The sequence below is a fragment of the Bacillus sp. WC2507 genome, from assembly GCF_052656125.1.
Genome location: NZ_JBQXPN010000001.1, coordinates 1654872 through 1669928, shown reverse-complemented (window position 1 = coordinate 1669928; position 15057 = coordinate 1654872). Strand labels below are relative to the sequence as shown.

19 protein-coding genes, 1 pseudogene and 2 riboswitches are annotated in these 15057 nt (G+C 35.3%); of the genes and pseudogenes, 8 read left to right on the top strand and 12 right to left on the bottom strand.

Going from position 1 to position 15057, the window contains the following annotated elements:
* Window positions 1–124: 124 nt before the first annotated feature.
* Window positions 125–574, bottom strand: a complete 450-nt coding sequence (locus ACUN28_RS09040; protein WP_033659765.1) for an NUDIX hydrolase — start codon at window positions 572–574, stop codon at window positions 125–127.
* A 107-nt stretch (window positions 575–681) separates the two neighbouring features.
* A complete protein-coding gene (locus tag ACUN28_RS09035; protein WP_000288327.1) occupies window positions 682–975 on the bottom strand; it encodes a DUF3928 family protein in 294 nt (97 codons plus the stop codon).
* Between the two features lie 177 nt (window positions 976–1152).
* Here ACUN28_RS09035 and ACUN28_RS09030 point away from each other — a divergent pair, with 177 nt between their 5' ends.
* Complete coding sequence (locus ACUN28_RS09030) at window positions 1153–1770, top strand: ImmA/IrrE family metallo-endopeptidase (protein WP_016086471.1); 618 nt, start codon at window positions 1153–1155, stop codon at window positions 1768–1770.
* 15 nt (window positions 1771–1785) lie between these two features.
* On the opposite strand, the pseudogene ACUN28_RS09025 reads toward ACUN28_RS09030, so the two are convergent.
* The 4 genes and pseudogenes from ACUN28_RS09025 to ACUN28_RS09010 form a co-directional block, all read right to left on the bottom strand.
* Window positions 1786–2084, bottom strand: a pseudogene (locus tag ACUN28_RS09025) (DNA-binding protein).
* Between the two features lie 51 nt (window positions 2085–2135).
* Window positions 2136–2897, bottom strand: a complete 762-nt coding sequence (locus tag ACUN28_RS09020; protein ID WP_016086470.1) for a DUF1129 domain-containing protein — start codon at window positions 2895–2897, stop codon at window positions 2136–2138.
* A 16-nt stretch (window positions 2898–2913) separates the two neighbouring features.
* Complete coding sequence (locus ACUN28_RS09015; protein ID WP_016086469.1) at window positions 2914–3678, bottom strand: DUF1129 domain-containing protein; 765 nt, start codon at window positions 3676–3678, stop codon at window positions 2914–2916.
* Window positions 3678–4010 carry a PadR family transcriptional regulator gene (locus ACUN28_RS09010; protein ID WP_000107987.1) on the bottom strand — a complete coding sequence of 111 codons (333 nt, stop codon included), beginning with the start codon at window positions 4008–4010 and terminating at the stop codon, window positions 3678–3680. Before ACUN28_RS09010 ends, ACUN28_RS09015 begins: the two co-directional genes overlap by 1 nt.
* Window positions 4011–4205: 195 nt before the next feature.
* Here ACUN28_RS09010 and ACUN28_RS09005 point away from each other — a divergent pair, with 195 nt between their 5' ends.
* Window positions 4206–4982, top strand: a complete 777-nt coding sequence (locus tag ACUN28_RS09005) for a 3-hydroxybutyrate dehydrogenase (RefSeq protein WP_016086468.1) — start codon at window positions 4206–4208, stop codon at window positions 4980–4982.
* 132 nt (window positions 4983–5114) lie between these two features.
* On the opposite strand, the gene ACUN28_RS09000 is transcribed toward ACUN28_RS09005, so the two are convergent.
* The 4 genes from ACUN28_RS09000 to ACUN28_RS08985 form a co-directional block, all read right to left on the bottom strand.
* On the bottom strand, window positions 5115–5276 hold the full coding sequence (locus ACUN28_RS09000) for a YvrJ family protein (protein ID WP_000393331.1): 162 nt from the start codon (window positions 5274–5276) through the stop codon (window positions 5115–5117).
* Window positions 5277–5350: 74 nt separating this feature from the next.
* The gene (gene mtnA, locus ACUN28_RS08995; protein WP_016086467.1) at window positions 5351–6406 is read right to left on the bottom strand and encodes an S-methyl-5-thioribose-1-phosphate isomerase; all 1056 of its coding nucleotides are present in this window, start codon (window positions 6404–6406) and stop codon (window positions 5351–5353) included.
* Window positions 6403–7584 (bottom strand): S-methyl-5-thioribose kinase, encoded by a 1182-nt coding sequence (gene mtnK / locus ACUN28_RS08990; protein ID WP_016086466.1) that lies wholly within the window; start codon window positions 7582–7584, stop codon window positions 6403–6405. Before mtnK ends, mtnA begins: the two co-directional genes overlap by 4 nt.
* An 89-nt stretch (window positions 7585–7673) precedes the next feature.
* Window positions 7674–7815: riboswitch (SAM riboswitch) on the bottom strand.
* A 71-nt stretch (window positions 7816–7886) separates the two neighbouring features.
* On the bottom strand, window positions 7887–8750 hold the full coding sequence (locus ACUN28_RS08985) for a carbon-nitrogen family hydrolase (protein WP_016086465.1): 864 nt from the start codon (window positions 8748–8750) through the stop codon (window positions 7887–7889).
* A 14-nt stretch (window positions 8751–8764) separates the two neighbouring features.
* On the opposite strand from ACUN28_RS08985, the gene ACUN28_RS08980 reads away from it, so the two are divergent.
* The 6 genes from ACUN28_RS08980 (at window position 8765) to ACUN28_RS08955 (ending at window position 13788) form a co-directional block, all read left to right on the top strand.
* The gene (locus ACUN28_RS08980) at window positions 8765–9943 is read left to right on the top strand and encodes a pyridoxal phosphate-dependent aminotransferase (RefSeq protein WP_016086464.1); all 1179 of its coding nucleotides are present in this window, start codon (window positions 8765–8767) and stop codon (window positions 9941–9943) included.
* 64 nt (window positions 9944–10007) lie between these two features.
* A riboswitch (SAM riboswitch) is annotated at window positions 10008–10115 on the top strand.
* A gap of 64 nt (window positions 10116–10179) precedes the next feature.
* The gene (gene mtnW, locus ACUN28_RS08975) at window positions 10180–11424 is read left to right on the top strand and encodes a 2,3-diketo-5-methylthiopentyl-1-phosphate enolase (RefSeq protein ID WP_016086463.1); all 1245 of its coding nucleotides are present in this window, start codon (window positions 10180–10182) and stop codon (window positions 11422–11424) included.
* Window positions 11421–12080, top strand: coding sequence for a 2-hydroxy-3-keto-5-methylthiopentenyl-1-phosphate phosphatase (gene mtnX, locus ACUN28_RS08970; RefSeq protein WP_016086462.1), 660 nt, complete (start codon window positions 11421–11423; stop codon window positions 12078–12080). The genes mtnW and mtnX overlap by 4 nt, the downstream gene beginning before the upstream one ends.
* Window positions 12077–12715, top strand: a complete 639-nt coding sequence (locus ACUN28_RS08965; protein ID WP_016086461.1) for a methylthioribulose 1-phosphate dehydratase — start codon at window positions 12077–12079, stop codon at window positions 12713–12715. Before mtnX ends, ACUN28_RS08965 begins: the two co-directional genes overlap by 4 nt.
* Window positions 12693–13205 carry a 1,2-dihydroxy-3-keto-5-methylthiopentene dioxygenase gene (locus ACUN28_RS08960; protein WP_016086460.1) on the top strand — a complete coding sequence of 171 codons (513 nt, stop codon included), beginning with the start codon at window positions 12693–12695 and terminating at the stop codon, window positions 13203–13205. The genes ACUN28_RS08965 and ACUN28_RS08960 overlap by 23 nt, the downstream gene beginning before the upstream one ends.
* Before the next feature lie 307 nt (window positions 13206–13512).
* Window positions 13513–13788, top strand: a complete 276-nt coding sequence (locus tag ACUN28_RS08955) for a hypothetical protein (protein ID WP_016086459.1) — start codon at window positions 13513–13515, stop codon at window positions 13786–13788.
* A gap of 51 nt (window positions 13789–13839) precedes the next feature.
* Here the strand turns inward: ACUN28_RS08955 and ACUN28_RS08950 are convergent, their stop codons facing one another.
* Both ACUN28_RS08950 and ACUN28_RS08945 read right to left on the bottom strand, forming a co-directional pair.
* Window positions 13840–14172, bottom strand: coding sequence for a DUF3909 family protein (locus ACUN28_RS08950; protein ID WP_016086458.1), 333 nt, complete (start codon window positions 14170–14172; stop codon window positions 13840–13842).
* 5 nt (window positions 14173–14177) lie between these two features.
* Entirely contained in the window at window positions 14178–15056 is an 879-nt protein-coding gene (locus tag ACUN28_RS08945) for an NAD(P)-dependent oxidoreductase (protein ID WP_016086457.1), read from the bottom strand.
* Window position 15057 lies beyond the last annotated feature (1 nt).

Sequence of the window (15057 nt, the reverse complement as noted above, 5' to 3'; positions counted from 1 at the left end):
CTCTTATGTACCCTAGTCAGTTTTTAGGTGAAATTCCATAAGATGTATGTCTACAACTATCATACTATAAACATACTAAAAAATCAAAATATTTAATATAATAAAAATAGAAGGAATTAACCTTCTATTCTGTTAATGCGTATAGGAATTTTTGTAAAATCTTCTCTGTTGTTTTATTCAAATTCGGTAACTTATCTACCGGAAAATATTGAAGCTGTAATCCTTCATGATCAAGTTTAACTTCCCCACTCACATGATGCCCCTGATACAGATGAATGACATTAAAAATTTCATCTCCATTTGGATATTGGAAGTACACTTCTTTTCCCGAAAGAACCCCGATAAATTGCATAATTTTCGCATTGAGTCCCGTCTCTTCAAATAGTTCTCTGCGAGCAGTTTCTTCTGTCGTTTCTCCTAGCTCCATCGCGCCACCAGGTACACCCCAATCATATGTATCTGAACGATATTGAAGCAATACTTCTTGATTATCATTTAAGATAATAACTGCTGACCCTACTAGAATAAGCGGCCTTGTACCAACGACTTTGCGTAACTCTTCAATATACCCCAATATGTAAACTCTCCTTTCCTCACCCTCCCTTATCATAACAAAATTTTTCTCCTTTTGTTGATGTAATTTTAAAGAAAAAAAGAAGCTTTCGCCTCCTTTTTTCACCTTTATTTCTTAAAACTTTCATATTTTACAGCTTCAAAAGCTTCTTCTATTTCATCATTACGATAATGGACATATGTAAAACGACCTAATTCTACTAATCTTGCTATTTCTTGTAACGCTTTATGTTGCTCATATGTTTCCTCCAGCTTAATATGTACATAAAACTTCATTAATGGATGTTCATATAAAGGTTCTCCCACCTCTACATATACATCTTCCACCCCTTGCACAACTCTTACATAACTTGCAAATTGATAAAGAGCTTCTCTGTCTGAAACGATTTTTAATGTATACATATATTCTCCCCCTTTCCTTTACTATATCAAAAAGACGATCACACTACGTTATAGAACTATGAAATTTTTTTGACTTCTAATCTACATATTCGCGTAATAAACAAGGCGTTTATCCATACATAGTACCTTTTTTCCACATATATTATAGGAAGAATTTCTTCAGTTGAGGTGTTCCTTATGGATCCATACGTCAATATATGTATTTGCATTACTCCAGGCGCTGATATTTCTGATGACCGTATTGCAAAAGATTTAGCAGTTGCAGAGTCAATTTGGCACCCCATTACATTTCAAATTCAAGAAGTAATTGTTTTAAATGAAATTTTCCGTTTTTCTGACCGTGAAATTAGTTATAAAGATTCTATTCAAAGTCAGGAAAAATTAGCATCCTTTTTCCAAACATGTGTAAATGAAGCTCCTGCATGCGACCTTTATATTTGTTATATTGGCAGTGATTATTTCAAAGAAACAGCAGTAATTGCCTGTGCTTACTCTTTAGCAAAACAGCAGCAACTTACTGGTTATATCGTTTTAACAAATTCAGCTGCTCCCATAAAAAACATATATACGCTCGCTCATGAAATTGGTCATATTTTATTTACAAGACGTGTTCACGGAAAACTTACTCACGCAGATCCTCATTCCCCAACTGGTTCGGAGCACCACCCCTCTCCAACAAACCTTATGTATCCGATAGTCCCGCGCCCAGAAAATGTTCATATTCAGTCCCTAATAACAAACGAACAAAAAGCACTCTCTTTACAAAGCTCTTTATTACAAAGAAAAAAACAGTAACGACCTTGTTACTGTTTAAAACAACTTATTCCAATCCACAAACCAAATCCCGGCTGCTAGAAATAAAAATAGGTAACTAACCATAAACGTAACACCTCTAAAAATCCCTATATAATATTTCTTTGGAAATAATTTTTTGCATATCCAAAGCAGCCACTTTCCTATTAAACCGAAGAACAAAACATAACCCGATGTGTCATCTAATAAAGTATTGAAATAGTCATCATGTACCTTTTTCGAAAAGGTAGTATATAGCCCCAAAATCGTTAAACCTAAAATATAATAGACAATATACCTAGAAATATACTTTGCATATTTGTTCCCCCCTTAATAAAAGATTCAGTTCGTGCACTATTAATATAAAGCTAGCTTACAGTTTTTTTCTCCTCATTTTTCAAAGACCATCTCATTAATACATATATACTTCCGTACAGAAATAAAGGCTCTAGCATTCCCCAATATGAGTTGTTCTTCCCTAATTCTTTAAATACAAACATAATGAATAGTGGTACGATAACAGCTAGTATTCCAATCCATCCAAGTATATACGCTTCACCTATTAACAGCACTAATAAAACCATTCCCGCTAGTATATAACTTTGCATAGTAGTTAATTGTAATACAGGTGTCCCATACCATTTATTCATAAACATTAATAATACTAGTAATAAAATTGGTAGCAATGCTGCTACATAAATAATGCTAAATTCTTTTATTTTACTCTTAAATGATGACATCTTAAAAGCAAAGATAATACCCACAATAGTAATCATTAAAACAATTGGGTACCCAATCAATTGTACATTCGTTAATGTAAATTCATGATTCGGACTTTCAAATAAAATATTTGTAAGTAACCAATATCCACCTATCCCAATTATCATTCCTAAAATAGTCTTTATACTCCCGCCTTTATCCTTCTCCATCTCTTTCGCTAATTCTTCCGCATACTCTTTTGGTGAATCACCAAATATATCACTTACCGTCTTTCCTTCTTGCTCTCCTTCTATTAAATGAAGCTCTGCATCTTCTATAAAGGCATCCACATCTTCTTCTTTCATTCCCTTTGTTATTAAATACACTTTCGTATCAATTAAAAACTTTTTCCCTTCTTTAGAAATCTTCATAATAATCCCTCCCTTATTAAACAGTTTCTCTTCTATTCGTCTTCATCATAATTTCAAGGAAAATTAAAATAAATAAACTTCCATATAAACATATAATTTGAAATAACATTGGCACGAGATCTTCAGATGTAAATGTTTTAAACACTAACATAATAGAAAGTGGAATAATTAAATATAAGTTTTTAAACCATCCTTCAACATACATATTTATCGCTACTGTGATAATAAAAATACCTCCAGCTAATATATAACTTTGCATTTCGGTGAATGTGAGCATTTTTGTAGGATATATCACATCTAATATACTAACAGCTCCTATTAAAAACATTGGCGCAATCATGACTAAAGACCACATAGAAAACCATGTTTTTGTAAATCTTGTTACGAAGGTCATTTTCCGAAGTAGAAAATTAGGACCCATTACAGCTACGATCAATGTAAAACTATAGCCAATGCACTGAATAAGTGAAATTTGTAAAACTCCGTTATTCACTATTAAGATGGAAGCAATAATCCAAAACGACACGATATTCATTACCGTAAATCCAATTTGCTTCCACGTTTCCTGTCTATCCCTTTCCATTACTTTTACAAGTTCATTTGCATATTCTTTCGGTGAGCTTCCGAAAATTTCTTCTACGCTTTTCCCATCACTCTCACCTTCTATTAAATGAAGTTCTGCGTCTTCGATAAAGCTTTCGATGTCACTTTCTTTCACACTCTTTGCCGCTAAAAATAATCTCATATCTAATAAAAACTTTCGTGCTTCACTGGATAGCATTATTTTTTTCTCCCCTTCCCCTCAAGTAGACGCTCTACACTACTTTGCATCGCTTCCCAGCGATCCATAAATTCATTAAGTGCTTCCTCGCCTTTTTCTGTTAATGTATAGTATTTTCGCTTTGGTCCAGATGGAGATTCCTTCATTACACTTGTTATTAATCCTTCCTTTTGCATTCGTATTAATAACGGATAAATACTTCCTTCACTTGCCATGGTAAAGCCATACTTCGCTAGCTTTTCACTCATTTCATAACCGTATATTTCACCTTCAGAAATAATAGCAAGTAAGCATCCTTCTAAAATCCCTTTCAGCATTTGACTTGTCGACATAACTCAAATCCTCCCACTATCTTGTTTTACAAGATAGACAAGCGTAAGTATCTTGCTTTACAAAATAGTATAGCAAGGACTATTTTGTAAAGCAAGATAGCTAGCGATATTTTTCCAAATCTTTGCAGGATTTTTATTATCCACTCTCTAAATAGAGCAATATGAGAACTTTATTACGAAAGGATGTTTTTCACCATGGTTACGAATCGAGTTGTTTTTTTAACAGGTGCTGCAAGTGGTATTGGTTATGAAATGGGAAACGCTTTTGCAAAAGAAGGTGCAAAAGTTGTTATTACCGATCGTCTTGAAGAACGTGCAATAGAAGCTGCTAACCAATTACAAAAAGAAGGCTATCAAGCTATCGGTTTAAAATGTGATGTTACATCTGAAGAAGAAGTTACAGCTGCAATTTCTCAAACAATTAATCATTTCGGTTCATTAGATATATTAATTAACAACGCAGGAATGCAACACGTGTCACCAATTGAAGATTTTCCAACCGAAAAGTTCGAACTACTTATTAAAATTATGCAAATCGCCCCTTTTATCGCAATTAAGCATGCTTTCCCAATTATGAAAAAGCAAAAATATGGTCGTATTATTAATGTAGCTTCCATTAATGGCCTCGTTGGATTCGCTGGAAAAGCTGCCTACAATAGCGCGAAACATGGCGTAATTGGATTAACAAAAGTTGCCGCTTTAGAAGGCGCTACTCACGGTATTACTGTAAATGCTCTTTGTCCTGGTTACGTCGATACCCCTCTTGTGCGTAATCAACTACAAGATTTAGCTACTACACGAAATGTACCACTTGAAAATGTTTTAGAAGATGTCATTTATCCACTTGTACCACAAAAACGCTTATTACAAGTACAAGAAATCGCGGATTATGCTATGTTTTTAGCAAGTGAAAAAGCTAAAGGGATAACTGGACAAGCTGTCGTTATCGATGGTGGTTATACTGCTCAATAAAGTGAAACTTTATTGAGTGGGGGTTTTCTTTATCCCCCACCTAACTTCTTTGCTTTCACTGAAGTTTAAGGTGGGGTCTTACTGCCCATTAATGCGGGATAAAAAATAAGGTTTGCTCACGAAGAGCAAACCTTATTTTTTATCCCGAGGATCGTCATACTGTAGTAATTGCCGCGGCAACTTTTCTATTGCAACAATTACCCCATCTAATTTACTTTCAATTCGATGGAGTAGATATAATGTTACAACAATGGGAAACCCTACATTACCTATCATTTTGATCCACTCTTCCATCTTTTTCGCCTCCTTTCATTATATAAATAAGAGAAAAGAACATATTTAGGCATAAAAAAACAAGCTATTATGTATTAGCTTGTTTTTTCAAACAATGATGCAATTTCTCGCTTATAATCCCCACGTATAATTCCTTTTTCAGTAATAATACCTGTAATTAATTCATTAGGTGTTACGTCAAATGCAGGATTATAAACATCAGTTCCAATTGGCGCCACTTGTTTCCCAAAAATTTTCGTAACTTCTGTTTCATCTCTTTCTTCAATAACAATTTCTGCACCTGTTTGTTTCGTAATATCAAACGTAGATAACGGAGCTGCAACGTAGAACGGGATATCGAAATACTTTGCTAATATCGCTAAATTCATTGTTCCGATTTTATTTGCTGTATCTCCATTTGCAACAATTCGGTCCGCCCCTACAATAATCGCGTTTATTTCTTTCGTTTGAATAGCATGCGCTGCCGTATTATCTGTAATAAGTGTTACATCAATATCTGCCTGTTTTAATTCCCAGGTCGTTAAACGTCCGCCTTGTAAAACAGGTCTCGTTTCACACGCATACGCATGTAAATGTACACCTTTTTCTTTCCCAATATAAAACGGTGCTAATGCAGTACCATATCTAGCAGTTGCAATACTGCCAGCGTTACAAATTGTTAAAATATTATTCCCGTCTTTAAAGCATGTTAATGCATGTTCTCCAATACTCCGGCATACCGCTTCATCTTCTTGCTGAATGAGAAGCGCTTCTTCTTCTAATATTTTTTGTGCTTCTTTTATTGTAGTAATATCTTGAATAGATTCTCTCATACGATCGATTGCCCAAAATAAATTGACTGCTGTCGGACGTGATGTTCCTAAATAATTACAATCTCTATTAAACTTCTTTTGAAATTCTTCCATATGTACAGTGTTATATTTTTTGGATGCAAGCGCCAAGCCAAATGCAGCTACAATTCCAATTGCAGGTGCTCCTCGCACTTCTAACATGACAATACTCTTCCATACCTCTTCAATCGTCGTTAATGTTTTATATTCTGTGCTATGCGGCAACTTTGTTTGATTTAATACTGCAATAGCATCCCCTTTCCAACTGACAGACCTCGGAATAGTAACAATTGTACTCATGCTTTTATCCCTCCAGAAACCGTCTGTTGAAATAATGTTCGGAACAGTTGAATATCAGCACTCTTAGATTCATATTTTATTAGTTCTTTACCTAAGGATAGCGCTTGTTTCTTAGCTTGAATTCTCGCTTCTTTATTTGCTATTTCATCTAAATCAGCTACATGTGCTAAGCCAATTGTTCTACGGATAAGCTCACATCCGGCAAATCCGACAGCATCCGTAAAAATATTTTGCAAAATAATTGGTAGCCATTGCTTTTCTTTCGTATATGCCTCTACACCTTCTCCAATCCATAACCTCGTAAAAGTTTCTACAAAATAACTCCACGTCTTCTCTATATGGAAAAATAGCAAATTTCTCTGTTCTTCTTCTCTAGATAGAGCATTTAATAATAGATTTGCAATAAATTGACCAAGATCAAATCCAAATGGGCCATATGTTGCAAATTCCGGATCAATCACTTTCGTTTCAGAAGGTGATGAAAAAATACTACCAGTATGTAAATCACCGTGAATAAGCGCTTCTTTTCTCGTTAAAAATTTATATTTATATTGCGCGACTTTTAACTTTAAAGTTTTGTCACTCCACAATTCATCAACCGCTAGTTGTAACTCCGGCTCATAATCATTCGTATCGTAATGACCGAACGGATCTGTAAACACTAAATCTTCTGTAATCTTACAAAGGTCTGGGTTTACAAATGTACCTTCTAGTACCCTTTTCTCTTCTGACTGCAAACCGAAATCTGAGGTGTAAAATAAAACATGTGCTAGAAAACGACCGATATGCTGAGATAAAAGTGGGTACTCTTCTCCGCCTATCAATCCCCTTCTTGTAATTGTTAACCTTGATAAGTCTTCTATGACTGTTACCGCTAACTCTTCATCATGACTGTACACTACCGGAACATAATCTGGTACATACTTCGCAAAGATTTGCAGTGCCTTGCTTTCAATCGTTGCTCTTTTTATAGACAATGGCCAGCTCTCACCAACTACTTTCGCATATGGCAATGCTTGTTTTAATATAATAGACTTCTCTCCATCATCTAATTTGAACACGTAATTTAAATTTCCATCTCCAATTTCATGACAAACTACATTTGCTTTCTTTTCAAAATAACCGTGTTCTTTTGCATATTGTATAGCTGTTGTTTCAGTTAATGAATAATATCCCATCGTCTTCTCCCCCTTTTAAATTCAGAGGTTTTTCTAACACAGAAAAACCTCTTTCCACTAAGAAAGAGGTTTGAAGTTTATCTTCTCCCCTCTTATCTGCCAGAAAGTAAACTTTCTGCTGGAATTAGCACCGTGCCTTTTGGCGTAAATAAACGCCCCATTTCACAATGGTATTACGGTCGGTTGCTGGGCTTCATCGGGCCAAATCCCTCCACCTGCTCTTGATAAGAGTTGTATAATTTTTTGAATTTTTAACTTTATGTTGAAGACTATACCAAGAATAAAAATCACTTGTCAACATTTTATTTGTATAATTCTGGACGACGATCTGCAAAAACCGGAATTCCTTTGCGTACTTCTTTAATTTTCTCGAATGTAAGCTCTCCAAATAAAATTGATTCTTCTTCATTCGCTTCCACAACAACTTCGCCCCAAGGATCGACAATTAAAGAATGACCGGCAAACTCATTATTCGGATCCTTTCCTGCCCTATTACATGCAACAACATAACACTGATTTTCGACTGCTCTTGCTTGCAATAACAAACGCCAATGTGCTAAACGAACTAATGGCCATTCTGCTACAACAAATAAAACCTTTGCACCTTTAGCAGTATGAACACGCATCCACTCTGGGAAACGAATGTCATAACAAATTGTGCCGGCGCACTCAACATCATCTAGCTTAAATTCACCTGTACTATTTCCAGCGATTAAATATTTATGTTCATCCATAAGCTGAAATAAATGAACTTTACTATATTCATTGACTAGTTCTCCTTCCTTGTTTACTACATACATTGTATTTGTAACACCTTGCTCTGCTTGCTTCGCTATAGACCCACCGACAATATGTACACCATATTGCTTCGACCATTCTTTCAGCTTTTCTTTCGTTTGCAATCCATCCCTATCTGCAATTTCAGAAAGTCTTGTTAAATCATATCCTGTTGTCCATAGTTCTGGTAAGACGATAACATCTGGTCTTTCCTTCATCGCTTCGCTTATTTTACTTTTAGCGTTCTCAATATTTTTTTCTACATCTCCAAAGACAATATCCATTTGAATACATGCGACTTTCATTTTGTCAGCCCCATTCATAATTTTTTCTTTACAAAATACTGGAAAGATTATATCATTTGTCACTAGAATTGTAACAACTTTCAAAAGAGGTGGAAAGTATGAAATTATTTCAACCTTCTGAGATAGTAACATCATTGCCAACACAATTTTTCGCTTCACTTGTTGCAAAAGTTAACAAAGTCGTTGCAGCTGGTCACGATGTTATTAATCTAGGTCAAGGTAATCCAGATCAACCAACACCGCAGCATATCGTAAAAGCTTTACAAAATGCTGCTGAAAAGACCGTTCATCATAAATATCCGCCATTTCGCGGACACGAAAGCTTAAAAGAAGCCGTGGCAACATTCTATCAACGTGAATATGATGTAGTAGTAAATCCAAAAACAGAAGTTGCTATTTTGTTTGGCGGAAAGGCTGGATTAGTAGAGTTACCAGTTTGTTTTACAAACCCTGGTGATACTATTCTTGTTCCAGATCCAGGCTATCCAGATTATTTATCAGGAGTTGCTTTAGCAAAAGCACAATTTGAAACAATGCCGCTTATTGCAGAAAATAATTTTTTACCAGATTATACAAAAATTGATAACTCTATTGCCGAGCGTGCGAAATTAATGTTTTTAAACTATCCAAATAATCCTACCGGTGCTACTGCATCAAAAGATTTCTTTGATGAGACCATTCATTTTGCAAATAAACATAATATATTAGTTGTTCACGATTTTGCTTACGGTGCTATTGGGTTTGATGGTCAAAAGCCCGTTAGTTTCTTACAAGCAGACGGTGCCAAAGATACAGGAATTGAAATTTACACTTTATCGAAAACTTTCAATATGGCTGGATGGCGTATTGCTTTTGCCGTAGGGAATGAAAGTGTCATTGAAACAATTAACTTATTACAAGATCATATGTATGTTAGTATTTTTGGTGCAGTTCAAGATGCTGCCCGTGAAGCACTTTTAAGTTCACAATCTTGCGTCGTAGATCTTGTAAATAGTTACGAATCTCGCAGAAATGCTCTTATTTCAGCTTGTCACTCAATTGGTTGGAATGTAGACATTCCAACAGGATCATTCTTTGCATGGCTTCCTGTACCAGAAGGATATACATCTGAGCAATTCTCTGATATTTTACTAGAAAAAGCACACGTTGCAGTTGCTCCTGGTGTTGGATTTGGTGAGCACGGCGAAGGCTATGTCCGCGTTGGTCTCTTGCATACAGAAGATAGATTACGAGAAGCCATTAATCGAATTGATAAATTAAATTTTTTCAAAAAATAATTGACAACATGAAAAATATCTGACAAAATTCAGTTATCTTAAAAATTTAAACATTTCTAAATACTTCTTATCAAGAGCAGGTGGAGGGACGAGCCCGACGAAGCCCGGCAACCGATCTACATAATTGTAGACACGGTGCTAATTCTCGCAGCATTACGCTGACAGATAAGGAGCTGGTTGTAAAAAAACCTCTCCTTAGCTGAGAGGTTTTTTTATTTAACTAGGAGGGTATAACAATGAGCGGAATTATAGCGACGTATTTAATCCATGATGATTCACATAACTTAGAAAAAAAGGCCGAGCAAATTGCACTCGGTTTAACAATTGGCTCTTGGACTCATTTGCCACACTTATTGCAAGAGCAACTAAAACAGCATAAAGGTAACGTCATCCATGTTGAGGAATTAGCTGAACAAGAACATACCAATTCGTATTTACGTAAAAAAGTAAAACGCGGGATTATTAAAATCGAATATCCGTTATTAAACTTCAGTCCAGACTTACCAGCAATTTTAACAACTACATTCGGAAAACTATCACTTGATGGCGAAGTGAAATTAATTGACTTAACTTTTTCAGACGAGTTAAAAAAACATTTTCCTGGTCCAAAGTTCGGCATAGATGGTATTCGAAACCTTTTACAAGTGCATGATCGTCCCCTTTTAATGAGTATTTTTAAAGGAATGATTGGACGAAATATTGGGTATTTAAAAACGCAATTACGCGATCAAGCAATTGGTGGTGTAGATATAGTAAAAGATGATGAAATATTATTTGAGAATACATTAACACCTCTTACGAAACGCATTGTATCTGGAAAAGAAGTTTTACGATCCGTATATGAAACATACGGACATAAAACGTTATATACCGTAAATTTAACAGGACGAACTTTTGATTTAAAAGAAAATGCGAAACGCGCAGTGCAAGCTGGGGCTGATATTCTATTATTTAACGTATTTGCTTACGGACTAGATGTACTACAATCACTTGCAGAAGATGATGAAATCCCAGTCCCTATTATGGCACACCCTGCTGTAAGTGGTGCTTACTCAGCATCAAAGTTATATGGAATTTCATCTCCATTATTACTCGGAAAGCTATTACGTTATGCTGGCGCTGACTTTTCATTATTCCCATCTCCATACGGAAGTGTTGCGTTAGAAAAAGAGGAAGTTCTTGCTATCTCAAAACATTTAACTGAAGACGATGCATTTTTCAAGAAGAGTTTTTCTGTTCCGTCTGCTGGTATTCACCCTGGTTTCGTTCCCTTTATTCTACGAGATTTCGGTAAAGATGTTGTTATTAATGCTGGCGGAGGAATACACGGACATCCAAATGGAGCACAGGGCGGCGGTAAAGCTTTCCGTACTGCAATTGATGCTACTTTGCAAAATAAACCACTCCATGAAGTAAATGACATAAATTTGCATAGTGCACTACAAATATGGGGAAATCCTTCTCATGGGGTGAAATTATGAGTATTCAAGTATTTTGTGATTTCGATGGAACGATTACAAATAATGATAACATTATGTCCATTATGGAAAAATTCGCACCACCAGAAGCCGAAGAAGTAAAGAATAGAATTTTATCACAAGAGCTGTCTATTCAAGAAGGTGTTTCTCAATTATTTCAATTAATACCTACTAATCTGCACGATGATATGATTCAGTTTTTAATAGAAACTGCTGAAATCCGTAGTGGTTTTCATGAATTTATACAATTTGTAAATGAAAAGAATATTTCTTTTTACGTTATATCAGGTGGAATGGATTTCTTCGTCTATCCACTCTTACAAGGACTCATTCCAAAAGAGCGAATTTACTGTAATGAAACAGATTTTTCAAGTGAATACATTACCGTTAAGTGGCCTCATCCTTGTGATCATCATTGTCAAAATCATTGCGGATTATGTAAATCATCACTAATCCGTAAATTAAGTGATACGAATGACTTCCATATTGTGATTGGAGATTCAATTACTGATTTACAAGCTGCGAAACAAGCGGATAAAGTGTTCGCTCGTGATTTCCTTATTAAAAAGTGTGAAGAAAATCATATTTCTTATACACCTTTTGAAACATTTCACGATGTTCAAGCTGCATTAAAACATTTGTTGGAGGTGAAATTATGAAACAACTGTTTCGTCAATGGTATGACTTAAGCGAGATAAAAAAAGAATTAACAACACGAAATTGGTTTCCAGCAACGAGTGGTAATATTTCTATAAAGGTTAGTCATGAACCACTTACTTTTCTCATTACAGCAAGTGGTAAAGATAAAACAAAAACTACTCCAGATGATTTTCTATTAGTAGATTATCTAGGGGTTCCCGTATTAGAGACTGAATTACGTCCTTCAGCAGAAACAATCTTGCATACACATATTTATAACAATACGAATGCCGGGTGCGTACTTCATGTTCATACAACTGATAACAATGTCATCACAAATTTATATGGTGATGTAGTCACCCTTCAAAATCAAGAAATTATTAAAGCTCTCGATATTTGGGAAGAAGATGCAACAATTCACATTCCTATTATTGAAAACCATGCCCATATCCCAACGCTTGGAGAAAACTTCCGAAAGCATATACAAGGTGACTCGGGAGCAGTATTAATCCGTAACCATGGTATTACCGTATGGGGACGAGATAGCTTTGATGCAAAGAAAAGATTAGAGGCTTACGAGTTTTTATTCCAATTTCATATAAAACTATTATCAATTCAAGGAGGCGTTTCTAATGGCGCAAATTCGTATTCATGAAATAAATACTCGCATTGAAAATGAGGTGGAAGTATCTAAATTTCTACAAGAGGAAGGCGTTTTATATGAGAAATGGAACATCTCTAAGCTTCCTACTCATTTAAATGAAAATTATTCGTTAACAGATGAAAACAAGGCTGAAATATTAGCTGTGTTTTCAAAAGAAATCGCTGATGTTTCAGCGCGCCGAGGTTATAAAGCACATGATGTCATTTCACTTTCTGATAGCACACCTAACCTTGATGAATTGTTAATTAATTTCCAAAAAGAACACCATCATACTGATGATGAAGTTCGCTTTATTGTTAGTGGGCATGGCATCTTTGCTATTGAAGGAAAAGATGGGAAGTTCTTTGACGTTGAACTTGAGCCAGGCGATCTCATATCTGTTCCTGAAAATGCAAGACATTATTTTACCTTGCAAGATGATCGCCAAGTTGTAGCTATTCGTATTTTTGTTACAACTGAAGGCTGGGTTCCAATCTATTAAGGTAGTTAGTTGAATAAAAGGACTTGGACCCCCTTTTCCAACCTTTTATTCACTCTACATATATACATCCTCCTATGGAACAGGCTTATTTCAAAAATGAAATAAGCCTGATTTTTTATTTTTCTCAAACGTATGAATCCATCCGTTCAAAAACAATCTTCTCCTTCTAGTTTTCAAGTGTATTTCTTAATACTTTTTGAACATTTATTGAACTTTTTTTGAATTTTTTCTGAAAATTCTGTTTTGTATATGATATACTACAATTAACTAAAAAGGAAAAGAATATCGCAAACAGAGGGGGATAATCATGAGTTTACTTATCGCACTTATACTGGGGGTTACGTGTGGAGCACTTCCTGTTATTCTAGGAGCTATTATGGAAGAGTTAGAAGTTGGTGTTTTAGGTTTTGTCGCATCTTGTGTAAGCGCTTTATTTTTTGGTTTGTTCGGTGCTATTCCTGTTTCAATTCTGTGTGCATTTTATATAGTACGCCATGCTCGTACAAAACAATTTGGTCCTAATCACATCGCGCAAGTTATTCCATTCCCAATTGAACGGTGCCGCCGGGCTTCTAGCTTATAATTATAAAAATTAAATATACCTAAATAAATAAAAGCCCTCAAATGAGGACTTTTATTTATTTTCTTCTAGAAATTGAAACAATTCTTGTAAATGTAGGACATCTTCATTATAGCTAACAGATACGTGACATATACCGTCAATCTCTGCTTGCATATAAAGATCAACTCCATCACGATCATATTTCAATGCCAAATAAAATTCCATTTCTTCTAGCATCTTTTTTGAAGTTCGAATGACGTAATGCCCTTTCTCATCTCGTCCATATTCGAATTTCGGTTCAAAATCATATTTTTGTTTAAAAGCTTCTTTTTGTTTTTCACTAATTTGTATACAAGTTGCTCGTTGTACAGCATCAATCATCTCATCAAATTTTTGAAGATCCATCTCAATTACCCCCTTATGTACTTTTTGTATAACACTTGTGTTCCGCTATTCTCTTCCCCATCTTTCATTAACTCTTCATACAATTCCTTCGCCAAACTTAAACCTGGTACTGGTAATTGCAATTTTTCAGCCTCATCTAAAGCAATCTTCATATCTTTCATAAAATGCTTTACATAAAACCCTGGTTCAAAATCTCCCTTCAACATTCGAGGAGCTAAATTACTCAATGACCAGCTACCTGCTGCCCCCGTTGAAATACTCTCTAATACTTTATCTGGGTCTAGTCCAGCTTTTTTTGCATAAGCAACAGCTTCACATACTCCAATCATATTAGAAGCAATCGCAATTTGATTGCACATTTTTGTATGTTGTCCACTTCCAGCTGGTCCTTGCAACTGAATATTTGTTCCTAGTTTTTCAAATAACGGTAAACATTTTTCATATATTTCTTTCTCGCCACCAACCATAATTGCGAGTCTTGCTTCTTTCGCACCAACGTCTCCTCCAGATACAGGCGCATCTAACGTATATACATTCTTACTTTTACCTGTTTCATTAATACGTTTTGCCAATGTTGGTGTAGATGTCGTGAAGTCAATTGCTATCGTGCCTTCATTTGCATTCTCCAAAATTCCATCTATCCCAAAGTACACTTCTTCTACATCATGTGGATATCCAACCATAGTCATTACAACATCAACTTGCTTCACTAACTCTTTCGGTGTATCACACCAATTCGCACCATCTTGTACTAAAGAATCTGTCTTCGTTTTCGTTCTATTATATACATATACTTTATGACCGTCTTGCATTAAATGACGCACCATACTTTTTCCCATTACACCAATACCGATGAAACCTATTGATACATTTTTACGTTCCATT